The organism is Stenotrophomonas sp. YJH_SMC_8, assembly GCF_059371315.1.
The window spans coordinates 1-11,796 of the sequence record NZ_JCAFUL010000011.1 but is presented as its reverse complement, the minus strand read 5'-3'; the positions used below and the strand labels follow the sequence as shown (position 1 = coordinate 11,796).

11 protein-coding genes and 1 tRNA gene are annotated in these 11,796 nt (G+C 65.8%); 8 read left to right on the top strand and 4 right to left on the bottom strand.

Features of this window, described 5'->3' with window-relative positions:
- Positions 1-50: 50 nt before the first annotated feature.
- The 3 genes from AC5P88_RS14580 to AC5P88_RS14570 form a co-directional block, all read right to left on the bottom strand.
- Positions 51-641 carry a CPBP family intramembrane glutamic endopeptidase gene (locus tag AC5P88_RS14580; protein WP_258393924.1) on the bottom strand — a complete coding sequence of 197 codons (591 nt, stop codon included), beginning with the start codon at positions 639-641 and terminating at the stop codon, positions 51-53.
- Positions 642-1,660: 1,019 nt separating this feature from the next.
- Positions 1,661-1,734: transfer RNA gene (locus AC5P88_RS14575), tRNA-Gly, on the bottom strand.
- A 114-nt stretch (positions 1,735-1,848) separates the two neighbouring features.
- Entirely contained in the window at positions 1,849-3,684 is a 1,836-nt protein-coding gene (locus tag AC5P88_RS14570) for an autotransporter outer membrane beta-barrel domain-containing protein (RefSeq protein ID WP_106549559.1), read from the bottom strand.
- Between the two features lie 207 nt (positions 3,685-3,891).
- Here AC5P88_RS14570 and thiS point away from each other — a divergent pair, with 207 nt between their 5' ends.
- The 4 genes from thiS (at position 3,892) to AC5P88_RS14550 (ending at position 7,625) form a co-directional block, all read left to right on the top strand.
- Complete coding sequence (gene thiS, locus AC5P88_RS14565; protein ID WP_106549558.1) at positions 3,892-4,092, top strand: sulfur carrier protein ThiS; 201 nt, start codon at positions 3,892-3,894, stop codon at positions 4,090-4,092.
- 129 nt (positions 4,093-4,221) lie between these two features.
- Positions 4,222-5,016 (top strand): thiazole synthase, encoded by a 795-nt coding sequence (locus AC5P88_RS14560; protein WP_495225378.1) that lies wholly within the window; start codon positions 4,222-4,224, stop codon positions 5,014-5,016.
- Positions 5,016-5,750: a tRNA (guanosine(46)-N7)-methyltransferase TrmB gene (gene trmB / locus AC5P88_RS14555; RefSeq protein ID WP_049429900.1), complete on the top strand. Its 735-nt coding sequence runs from the start codon at positions 5,016-5,018 to the stop codon at positions 5,748-5,750. The genes AC5P88_RS14560 and trmB overlap by 1 nt, the downstream gene beginning before the upstream one ends.
- Positions 5,751-5,777: 27 nt before the next feature.
- Entirely contained in the window at positions 5,778-7,625 is a 1,848-nt protein-coding gene (locus AC5P88_RS14550) for an SLC13 family permease (RefSeq protein ID WP_106549557.1), read from the top strand.
- Between the two features lie 336 nt (positions 7,626-7,961).
- On the opposite strand, the gene AC5P88_RS14545 is transcribed toward AC5P88_RS14550, so the two are convergent.
- Positions 7,962-8,297 carry a Rieske (2Fe-2S) protein gene (locus AC5P88_RS14545; protein WP_099553760.1) on the bottom strand — a complete coding sequence of 112 codons (336 nt, stop codon included), beginning with the start codon at positions 8,295-8,297 and terminating at the stop codon, positions 7,962-7,964.
- 178 nt (positions 8,298-8,475) lie between these two features.
- On the opposite strand from AC5P88_RS14545, the gene AC5P88_RS14540 reads away from it, so the two are divergent.
- The 4 genes from AC5P88_RS14540 to AC5P88_RS14525 all read left to right on the top strand — a co-directional run bounded on the left by AC5P88_RS14540 (position 8,476) and on the right by AC5P88_RS14525 (position 11,654).
- Positions 8,476-8,757, top strand: a complete 282-nt coding sequence (locus AC5P88_RS14540; protein ID WP_049466016.1) for a hypothetical protein — start codon at positions 8,476-8,478, stop codon at positions 8,755-8,757.
- Between the two features lie 75 nt (positions 8,758-8,832).
- Complete coding sequence (locus AC5P88_RS14535) at positions 8,833-9,549, top strand: fumarylacetoacetate hydrolase family protein (protein ID WP_111110875.1); 717 nt, start codon at positions 8,833-8,835, stop codon at positions 9,547-9,549.
- A gap of 55 nt (positions 9,550-9,604) precedes the next feature.
- Entirely contained in the window at positions 9,605-10,009 is a 405-nt protein-coding gene (gene mscL, locus AC5P88_RS14530; protein ID WP_014038282.1) for a large-conductance mechanosensitive channel protein MscL, read from the top strand.
- Positions 10,010-10,232: 223 nt separating this feature from the next.
- Positions 10,233-11,654 (top strand): M28 family peptidase, encoded by a 1,422-nt coding sequence (locus AC5P88_RS14525; protein WP_106551216.1) that lies wholly within the window; start codon positions 10,233-10,235, stop codon positions 11,652-11,654.
- The last annotated feature ends 142 nt before the right edge of the window (positions 11,655-11,796 follow it).

The following is an 11,796-nucleotide window of genomic DNA, read 5'->3' as shown; positions in this document are numbered from 1 at the left end:
AACCTCCCTGCATGCCAGGCGCCTCGGGAGCAGGCCCACCAGGCCTCCGCTCACGACTGGATTCCGTAGTCCCTGAGCGTTGGATAGAATATGACCCACTGCGTTATCGTAAGATTGATGGTGCCGTGCACAGTTGCCAGCTGGGTCGTGCTCAGCCTGAATTGACAAGCCAATACGCAGAGAAGTATCGAAAACAGGAAAGTTGAAACAAATGCGCCCACGTGGACTGCAGCAAAAGCGATGCTGACCAGGATGGCGCCCAACACGCGCCCGAAATAGTGGGATACGCCATCAAAGAGCAGGTGCCTCACAACTTTCTCCTCGAAGAGAGGCCCTATGATGCAGCTCGACACCAATCCCAGAATATAGAACCTGATTGGGATTTCGCCAAATGGGATGAACTTTGTATAGGGTATTGCGGGAACCCCGATGACTAGAACCCAGATCATCCCTCCGGCGATTCCAACAGCCACCAAGGCAGCTCCGAGCCGGAACGTCCAATCTCTCCGGGGTTCACTGGGAAGTAGCCAGACGCAGACAATGAAGGCGATCAGTTCAACCATCGCCCTTGATCCGAAAACGTCAAAATGGCTCAGAACCCCCTGCGCTGCACCGACGCCCACAATTGCAATTGCAGCCACGAATATTTTGTTTTCTGCTATGGGACGAGGCTTCCAGCGCGCGACCTTTGTAATCAAAATATTCTCCAAAGGACCCAGGCCCGAACCCGGGCCTGGGTCGATGCTTCCGCCTCTACATCATCATGAACCGTGCATCGAAGGCTTGGCCTTGAGCTGACGCCGCGGAGACGGGCGATCAGACTGCCCGGATCATCGAGCCATGAGGTAATGGTAGATCAAGCCAGCAGCGCCGATCCCACTGAATGGCGCAACCCTTCCATACATATAGGCAGCCTCTCCAAGGTCGTGGAGGGTCCCGCTGATATGGGTGCCTTCGCTGGAACCAACCTGGAAGTTGATACCACGCGTACCACCTGAAACTTCTGCAAGTTCAAAATGCCTGAGATCACGCATAGAGCCTCCATTTCATGGTTGTCGGGACTTCCATCTTTCCGAGCCCACGCTGGGCGTCGGGCTGGAGCCATGCCACAGCGACAGTCACTCGTCTCGTTGCGACGGTCGGACTGAAGCAGGGCTCCCATGGCAAAACGAGGGAAGGCAGTATCTCCCCCAGCCGTTCCACTGGTGACGTTCACATTACATTCACATCGCGCCATAAGTGGCAGGGCTGGCCTGTCTGCGCTCTGGGGGCACGCTCCTTCGGCCGGGTCGACAGCATTCTTTCGGGCTTGCCCCGGGATGCGATGAGATGCGGTTGCCTCAATGCCCAACGTGCGTTCCGCTGCGCAGCTTCATGCCTCTGATGATCAGATCCCTGCGCCACCAGTACATGCCCGCCCGCCGGCAGGCTCATGGAGAAGACGAACGAGGAAGCGCGAGCCGATGACGGCATCGCAAATCGATGGGCGCAAGAACGCGACCCTATAGTCCGCTGGGACGAGAAAGACGCGGTGGCATGGGAAAAAACGACACCTCGAACGACACCTGACCAGCTCGTTTGAGTGCTCGTTTGAGTGCTCGTTTCTCTGCCGGTTCACCCGTGCGCCATCAACAACTCAGGCGCAGATCCGGTGACGACATGGAGCGGGCGATGGGAATCGAACCCACGTCAGTAGCTTGGGAAGCTACAGCTCTACCATTGAGCTACGCCCGCGTTGCGGTGGAAAGTCTATGCGCTGGGCCCCGTGTTGCGCAATGGTGCCCATCGCATCAGCCCGGAGCCAAAGCCCTCCCGTTGCCGGGAGGGCCGACCCCGCCTGGTTTCTGCTTAGAAGCTGCCGCTGAAGTTGGCGAACAGCGTTGCGTCCTGGGCACGCTTCTGCCCGGCCGAAGCGCTCAGGCCGAAGTTGCTCTGCAGCCCGAACAGTTCGGTGCGGGCACCCAGCACGACGGTCGCGTAGTCCTTGTCGAACTTCAGGCCCGGCACACGGTAGCTGCCCAGTTCCGGCAGGGTCTGCAGCCACGCGCTGCCCTGCTTGGTGTCTTCGAACTCATGGTCGTAGGTCAGCTGCGCGTACGGCTTGAGGGTGCCGCCATCGAAGCGGGCCTGCCAGCCGATGCGGCCAACGGTCGAATCAACGTTCTGGCGGTCGTAACCCAGCGCGGTAGCCAGGGTGCCGGCCGCAGCGCTTTCGGTGTAGCCATCGATCTTCACCTTCTGCCAGATCACCGAAGCGATCGGACCGTGGCGGAAGCCGCCTTCGGTGCCGAACTCGTAACCGGCGTTCAGGGCGGCGGTCAGGTTGCTGCCGTCCGGCGAACCACCGTGCTCGCGGGTGGCCGGGCCCAGCTGGACCTTGCGGTTCACGTCGTACGACAGCCAGGTGTAGCTGACCTGGCCGTTCACCCAGATGCGATCGCCGTACCAGCCGGCGAACAGACCGGCGGTGGTGTCCTTCTGGGTGAAGTCGCCACGGCTGTTGCCGAAGTCGGCGTTGAGGCGGCCGAAGCCGGCGAAGCCGCCGACCACCATGCCGTCGCGCGCCCAGTCGATGCCGAACAGGCCGGCCGGCGCCAGGCCGTCGTACAGATCCGCATGGTCGTAGCGCTGCAGGTCACCGCGCACGCCACCCCACCAGGACAGGCCGTCGGCCGGACGACCGCCCAGGTGCATGCTGACCTGATCGGCACGCGAACGACCGATGGTCTGCGCCGAGTGGCTCAGCACCTGCTGCAGGCGCGGGGCTTCCAGCACCGAGACCGCGTACTGGCCCAGCAGCTGGTGGCCCGCCGTGGTCGGATGCACGCCATCGGCGAACAGATAGGTGTTGGCCGCATCCGGGCTGACGTAGCTGGTCGGATTGCAGCCGATGATGCTTGCAGTGGAGTTGTTCGGATCGATCTTGCAGGCGGTGCTGGTGACGTTGGTGAAGCCGTACATCGCCGGGTTGGCTGCCACTTCGCCCAGCACGGTGAAGGTATCAAGCGGGATGAACTCGATGCCGGCCTGCTTCAGGCCACCGTACAGGGCCTTGTTGTAACCGGCCGACAGCGCGGTGGCGGTGGCGGCATTCGGGCCACGGAAGGCCGGGGTCAGGCCGACGTTCGGCAGGTTCGGCACCAGCACGTACTGCGCACCGGCCTGCTTCAGCGCGCCGACCAGAGCGATCTGGTCGGTGACGGCCGCGCCAATGATGGCCTGCGCCTGCGCCGGATTGCCCGCGGCGGCGAACAGGTCGTTGGCACCGCCCCAGACGGTATACAGGGCGTTTGCGTCAGCCTTGCCGCCATTTGCGGCAAGGTAACGGGCAGCCTGCGACTTCAGCGACGGAATGGCACCCAGGCCACCCGCCTCGTCGACCGATACGCGGGCGCCACCGACAGCATAGTTGTCACCCTTCTGGCCGTTGCCGTTGGCACCGCCGTTGAGGCCGTAGTAATTGGCGACCTGCTGCGACCACACCCAGCCCGGGTTGGTGGTGAACTGGCCGGTGACCGGCTGCACGCCCGGATCGAGCAACGGGCGGAAATAGCCGGCATCGGTGAGGCTGTCACCGAAGAACACGGCCTTGGAATACGGGGATTCGCCTGCCATGGCCGGAAGCGCGGCCAGCGCGATCGCGGCCGCCATCAGGGAGCGGATCGGGTGTTTGCTGAGCTGCATGTAGGAAACTCCTGTGGGGAAATCGTTGGGGACCCGGCGGACGTACGCCGGCGCACGGTGAATGGTTTCACTGCGCCGCGTTTTGCTCACGCTGCGCCGCCGCATGGATTGTCGCCCGATCGCCGGGAAACCTGCTGTGCCGGAGCTGGCGCCCCGTTCAATTTGCAAGCGTTCCGATCCCGGCGGGCTATCGGCGACAATGCGCGGATGAACATCCAGCTCAATGGCGAACCCCGCACCCTGCCCGCTTCGGCGACCCTCCACGACCTGCTCGAGGCCGAGCAGTTGCTGCAGCGCCGGGTGGCCGTGGAGGTCAACGGCGAGATCGTCAGCCGCAGCCGCCATGGCGAGCACGTGCTGGCCGACGGTGATGTGGTGGAGATCGTGCACGCGCTGGGCGGGGGCTGAGGTAAAGCCTCCGCGCTCGCCGGGCATGGCCCGGCGCTACCCTGCACCGGCCTCCCGGTAACGCCGGGCCATGCCCGGCGGCGTCGAAGCAACGACCCCATCTTCAGGCGGATAAGCGATAATCGCGCCATGAACGTTCATGTCTCCCCCGATTCGCTGGTGATCGCCGGCAAGACCTATGGCTCGCGGCTGCTGACCGGCACCGGCAAGTTCAAGGATCTGGAAGAAACCCGCCTGGCCACCGAGGCTGCAGGCGCCCAGATCGTCACCGTGGCGATCCGCCGCACCAACATCGGGCAGAACCCGGGCGAGCCCAACCTGCTCGACGTGCTGCCGCCGGAGCGCTACACCATCCTGCCCAACACCGCCGGCTGCTACACCGCCGAAGATGCCGTGCGCACCTGCCGCCTGGCCCGTGAGCTGCTGGACGGCCACAACCTGACCAAGCTGGAAGTGCTGGGCGACCAGAAGTCGCTGTACCCGGACGTGGTGCAGACCCTCAAGGCCGCAGAACAGCTGGTCAAGGACGGTTTCGAGGTGATGGTCTACACCTCCGATGACCCGATCCTGGCCAAGCGCCTGGAAGAGATCGGCTGCGCCGCGGTGATGCCGCTGGCCGCGCCGATCGGTTCGGGCCTGGGCATCCAGAACAAGTACAACCTGCTGCAGATCATCGAAGACGCCAAGGTGCCGATCATCGTCGACGCCGGCGTGGGCACCGCCTCCGACGCGGCGATTGCGATGGAGCTGGGCTGCGATGGCGTGCTGATGAACACCGCCATTGCCGGTGCACGCCACCCGGTGCTGATGGCCAGTGCCATGCGCAAGGCAGTCGAGGCCGGCCGCGAGGCCTTCCTGGCCGGGCGCATTCCGCGCAAGCGCTATGCCAGCGCGTCCTCGCCGATTGATGGGTTGATCGGCTGATGACCAATCCTTTCGACAGCGCCGGTTCCAAGGCCCCGCCCAAGCCCTTCACCGTTAGCGAAGGCCGCCGCGAGGTGCGCAGCTTCGTGCTCCGCCAGGGCCGCTTCACCCCTGCCCAGCAGCGCGCGTTCGACGAACGCTGGCCGCGCTTCGGCATCGACTACAACGGCCAGCCGCGTGACTTGGACGCCACCTTCGGCCGCCCGGCGCACAAGGTGCTGGAAATCGGCTTCGGCAACGGTGCCGCGCTGCGCTTCGCCGCCCAGCACGACCCGTCGCGCGACTACATCGGCATTGAAGTGCACGCCCCGGGCGTGGGCCGCCTGCTGAACGCGCTGGCCGAGGACAACGCCGACCACGTGCGCCTGTACCACCACGATGCCGTGGAGGTGCTGCAGAACGAGATCGCAGACGGTGCGCTGGATGAAGTGCGCATCTACTTCCCGGACCCGTGGCACAAGAAGCGCCACAACAAGCGCCGCCTGCTGCAGCCGGCGTTCGCCGACCTGCTGGTGCGCAAGCTGCGCCCGGGTGGCCGCCTGCACTGCGCGACCGACTGGGAAGACTACGCTGAGCAGATGTGGGACGTGCTCGATGCCACTGCCGGCCTGGTCAACCGTGCCGGCCCGCGTGGCAGCGTGCCGCGCCCGGACTGGCGCCCGCAGACCCACTTCGAGACCCGCGGCCAGAAGCTCGGCCACGGCGTCTGGGACCTGTTGTACGACCGCACCTGATCAACGCCTGAGGACACCGCGCCCCACATGGATACCGCGCTGACGCTGACCAACGACATGAAGCTCGTGCTCGGGCTGGTCGGCTTCACGATGGCGATGTTCCTGTTCGAGCGCATCCGCGCCGATGTGGTCGCGCTGGTGGTGCTGGTGGTGCTCGGCGTCACCGGCCTGATCGCGCCGGAGGAGATCTTCGGCGGCTTCTCCGGCAACGCGGTGATGAGCATCATCGCCACCACCATCCTCGGTGCGGGCCTGGACCGCACCGGGGCGCTGAACCGGCTGGCCGCGTGGCTGCTGCGGCGCGGCCATGGCGTGGAGCAGCGGCTGCTGATGATGACCACGGCCATTGCCGGCCTGAACTCATCTTTCATGCAGAACCCGTCGGTGATGGCGCTGTACCTGCCGGTCGCCTCGCGACTGGCAGCGCGCACGGGCCTGACCCTTCAGCGCCTGCTGCTGCCGATCTCGGCGGCGATCGTGATGGGCGGCGCGCTGACCATGGTCGGCAACTCGCCGCTGATCCTGCTGAACGACCTGCTGGCCTCGGCCAACAACAACCTGCCCTCGGGCCTGGCCACCATCGAGCCGCTGCGCATGTTCGCGCCGCTGCCCATCGGCGTGGCCCTGCTGATCGCCTCGCTGCTGTACTTCCGCTACTACGGCGACCGCAAGCTGGTTGAAGAAGAAAGCCTGGTCAACGACGGCGTCACGCCGGCACGCACCGAGAGCTACTTCGCCAAGACCTACGGCATTGAAGGCGATGTGTTCGAGCTGGTGGTCAGTGCCGAAAGCCCGCTGGTCGGCATGACCCTGGGCGAGGCCGAGAACCTGCACGATGCGCCGCTGCTGCTCGCCCTGAAGACCGGCAACGACACTCGCCTGGCGCCGCCGGCGGAGATGCGCATCTGGGTTGGCAGCGTGCTCGGTGCGATGGGGCCGCGTGACCAGATCAACGACTTCGCGCAGAACCAGTTCCTGCGCATGTCCTCGCGCCTGAAGCACCTGGGCGACCTGTTCAACCCCAGCCGCGCCGGTATTTCCGAAGCGGTGGTGCCGCCGACCTCGAACGTGATCGGCAAGAGCGCGGCCGATCTGCGCCTGCGCAAGGAGCGCGGCATCAGCCTGCTGGCGATCAACCGCGACAAGCAGGTGATCCGCGAGGACGTGCGCGATGTGCAGCTGCGCGCCGGCGACATGCTGGTCTTCCACAGCATCTGGACCGACCTGGCGCAGGCCGCGCGCAGCCGCGACTTCGTGGTGGTGACCGACTATCCCACCGGTGAGCAGCGCCCGCACAAGTTCAAGATCGCGATGGCGATCTTCGCGCTGACCATCCTGATCGCGCTGACCAGCAAGCTGCCGGTGGCGCTGACGCTGATGACCGGCGTGGCCGGCATGCTGCTGACCGGCGTGCTGCGCATGGACGAGGCGTATGCCTCGATCAACTGGAAGACGGTGTTCATGATGGCCGGGCTGATTCCGCTCGGCTGGGCGATGGATTCCAGCGGCGCGGCGGCGTGGGTAGCCGGGCACACGATCGACAAGCTGCCTACCGGCATTCCAGTGTGGGTGCTGGAGGTGGCGCTGGCGCTGTTGACCACGGCGTTTTCGCTGGTGATCAGCCATGTGGGCGCGACCATCGTGATGGTGCCCATTGCGGTGAACCTGGCGCTGGCGGCGGGTGGCAACCCGACCGCGTTCGCGCTGATCGTGGCGCTGTCGGCGTCCAACAACCTGATGACGGCCTCCAATCCGGTGATCTCGATGATCACCGGCCCGGCCAACTACACCCCGCGCGAGATGTGGCGGGTCGGCGGACCGCTGTCGCTGATCTACACCTGCGTGGTGGTGTTGATGATCAACCTGATGTTCTGAGGGTTGGGGTTTGTTGGCAGGGCTGCGCCCTGCACCCGCAGAAGCCGAAGCAACAGCAACAGCAACAGCGTGCATTCCGTGGGATGGCGGGGTGGGTCCGGTTGCGGGGGACGCCGTGAACCCGTCCATGGGGGCTTGGCCGCGGCATCCATGCCGCGGACACCCCCGCAACCGGACCCACCCCGCCTTCGACAGTTTTCCGCGTGCTGTCGGAACGGCGTCTGCTCTGGTGGGTGTCGACCTTGGTCGACACGGTGGATCCACGCCATGCGTGGATGAATCTCGGGATACCCATTGATCCTGTGGGTGCGAACCTTGGTTCGCACACCGGTTACATCAGGCCAGGTAAACCTGCCCGTCACGCACGTCCACCGGCACCGCGCGCAGGCGGTCGCCCTTGCACGGGCCGGCAATGCAGTCGCCGCTGTCCAGTGCGAACGAGGCGCCATGCGCGGCGCATACCAGGTGGCCCTCGCGGCTCTTCAGGAACTGGCCAGGGGCCCAGTCCAGGCGGCGGCCGGCGTGCGGACAGATGTTCAGGAAGGCACGGACCTGCCCGCCGTCGCGGTACAGCACCAGCGACTCGGCATCGCCATCGACCACCGCTTCGACCTCGGCAAACGCGCCATCGGCAATGGCTTCAAGGGCGATCAGGGCAGCGGCGGTAGTCATGGCGAAGGCTCGGACGGTAAACCGGAATTGTCGCATGCCTGCTCAGGTGACTGGCTGCGACATGAACACAAGTCATTGATCCGTAATAAGCACAGGCTATATTTAACGAGTTTTTCACTCAATGACAGTGGCGCGTCCCGATACTCTGGTTTCGCTGATCCCAGCCTATCGAGCCGCCATGTTCAATCGCGCATCCGCCTTCAACCAGTTCCGCACCCTGTTCGCGCCGCGCAAGCCGCGCCATCCGTTGGTGCGCGTTGCCGTGGGCCTGCTTGGCCTGGCGATCCTGGCCGCGATGGTGTTCATCGGCGTGTTCGTCGGTGCAGCGATGATCCTGGTCGGCCTGGCGTGGAAGCTGCTGGCCTCGCGCAAGCCGGGCACTGCGCGTCCGGTCGACCCGACCGTGGTCGAAGGCGAGTACCGCGTAGTGCGCAAGCCGGTGCTGCCGGCCTCGCGCTGATCTGCATCTTCCGCGCCCGCTGACGGCGGGCGCCATGCGTTCTAGACTGCGGGCACGCCCTTCCTGGATGCCCGCATGTCCGATGTCTCCGATGTGATCCCTGCCGTAGCCCTGCCGCGTGTACCGGTGGCGGGCGGCGGCAGTTTCCCCGTGCACCGCATCTACTGCGTCGGCCGCAACTTCGCCGACCATGCCCGCGAAATGGGCGCAGCAGTGCCAGCCGCCGATGACCGTGGCCGCCCGATGTTCTTCAGCAAGCCGGCCGATGCGATCGTGGTCGGCCACGACGATGCCATCCCCTATCCACCGGCAACCACCAACCTGCACCACGAAGTGGAACTGGTGGTGGCGATCGGCCGCGATGCGCCTGCCGGTGAGCTGGCCGTGGCCGATGCCGAAACACTGGTCTACGGCTACGCCGTCGGCCTGGACCTGACCCGCCGCGACCTGCAGGCTGCGGCCAAGGACAAGGGCCACCCGTGGGATGCCGCCAAGGGCTTCGATGCCTCCGCGCCGATCAGCGAAATCGTCCACGCCGAGGAAGTCGGCGACCTGGCCGCGCTGAACCTGTCGCTGGAGGTCAACGGTGAAGTGCGCCAGCAGGCGCTGCTCGACCAGATGATCTGGAACGTGCCGGAGATCCTGCATGAGCTGTCCAAGCTGTGGCAGCTGCGCGCGGGCGATCTGGTGTTCATGGGCACGCCGTCCGGGGTGGCTGCACTGAAGCCCGGCGACCGCTTCAGCGCGCGCCTTGAAAACGTGGCCGAGCGCCACGGCGTGATCGCCGGCTGACATCACCTGCGCTACCCTGCGCGCTGTCCACTTCCCCCACCGGAGAAAAACAACAATGGGAATGCTCACCGAGTTCAAGGAATTCGCGATGCGCGGCAACGTCATCGACCTCGCCGTCGGCGTGGTGATCGGCGCAGCCTTCGGCAAGATCGTGACGGCGCTGGTGGAGAAGATCATCATGCCGCCGCTGGGCTACCTGATCGGCCGCGTGGACTTCTCCAGCCTGGCCTGGACGTTGTCGCCGGCTCACCTGGGCCCGGATGGCAAGGAGATTCCGGCCGTGGTCGTTGGCTATGGCGACTTCATCAACACCATCATCCAGTTCGTGATCGTGGCCTTCGCCATCTTCATCGTGGTCAAGGCGATCAACCGCCTGTCGCGCAAGCAGGAAGCCGCACCGGCCGCACCGGCCGAGGAAGTGGTGCTGCTGCGCGAGATCCGCGACAGCCTGAAGAAATAAGGTGGTAGCGCCGGGCCATGCCCGGCGGGACGCCATCTTGCCGCTGCGCTCGCCGGGCATGGCCCGGCGCTACCGCAGAAGCCTGCGAAAGCCCCGCCCCGGCGGGGCTTTCGCTTTGCCGGACGTGGCGGAAAACAGCGTTCGCGCCAGCCATGACCTCCCACTCATGCGCGGGCCTGAACGACTGTTAAGCTCCAAGGCTTGGTCCCTTCCGGAGTTGCCCATGCGTCGCCGCGTCCTTGCCATCGCATCCTCCCTCGCCCTGCTGGCCGCTCCGGCCTTTGCGGCGCCGCACACCACTACCCTGCCCCCGGCATCGCTGGCCACCGCTGCGCAGCTGCGCGACCAGGCACTGGCCGACGACACCGGCTGGAAGGTGGTCGAATCGCTGACCACCGAGATCGGTCCGCGCATTGCCGGCGGCGAAGCCGACGCCCGTGCCGTGGCCTGGGCCGAAGCCAAGTTCAAGGCACTGGGCTTCGACAAGGTGTGGAAGGAGCCGGTGACCTTCCCGAAGTGGGAGCGCCGCAGTGAACACGCCGCCGTGACCGGCAAGAACCCGCAGCCGCTGCAGATCACTGCACTGGGCGGCAGCCCGGGCGGCACGGTGGAAGCGGAGGTGGTGCGCTTCGCCGACCTGGCCGCCCTGCAGGCCGCCCCGGCCGGTTCGCTGAAGGGCAAGATCGCCTTCGTCGATTACCAGATGCTGCCGTTCCGCGATGGCCGCGACTACGGCCGTGGCGGCGCGATCCGCAGCAAGGGCCCGTCCGAGGCGATCCGCAAGGGCGCGGTTGGTTTCCTGATGCGCTCGGCCGGTACCGATTCGCACCGCGTGCCACACACCGGCATCACCCGTTTTGACGATGGCCTGACCCCGGTGCCGTCGGCCGCACTGTCGGTGCCCGATGCCGACCAGCTGGCCCGCCTGCTGGCCCGTGGCAGCACCACGGTGAAGGTGGCGCTGGACTGCGGCTGGGATGGCACTGCCACCTCGTACAACGTGATCGGCGAGATCACCGGCCGCAGCCTGCCGAAGGAAGTGGTGGTGATCGGCGGCCACCTGGATTCGTGGGACCTGGGCACCGGTGCGGTCGATGACGGCGCGGGCGTGGGCATCACCATGGCCGCTGGCCACCTGATCGGCCTGCTGAAGCAGGCACCGAAGCGCACCATCCGCGTGATCGCCTTCGCCAACGAAGAACAGGGCCTGTACGGCGGCAAGGCCTACGCCGAAGCACACGCCAAGGACGTGGCCCTGCACCAGCTGGCCGCCGAGAGCGACTTCGGTGCGGGCCGCATCTATGCCTTCAATACCGGTTCGCCGAATCCGGAAGGCTCGCGCGAGGCGACCCGGCAGATTGCCGAGGTGATGAAGCCGCTGGGCATCGAGTACCAGGCCGACAAGGGTGGCCCGGGCCCGGACGTCGGCCCGTTGGCCGCCAAGGGCGGCGCATGGGCGTGGCTCGCACAGGATGGTTCGGACTACTTCCACCTGCACCACACCGCCGACGACACGCTGGACAAGATCGACCCGAAGGCACTGGCACAGAACGTGGCTGCCTATGCGGTATTCGCGTATCTGGCCGCGGAAGCCGATGGTAGTTTCGGCAGCGAAGCCAAGGCGACCACGCCGCCGAACGAGTGATGCGGTAGCGCCGGGCCATGCCCGGCGAGCGCAGCGGCAGGAGCGGTGCGAACCAAGGTTCGCACCCACCACGGCAGATCCCGTATCGGTAGCGCCGGGCCATGCCCGGCGAGCGCAGCGGCAGGAGCGGTGCGAACCAAGG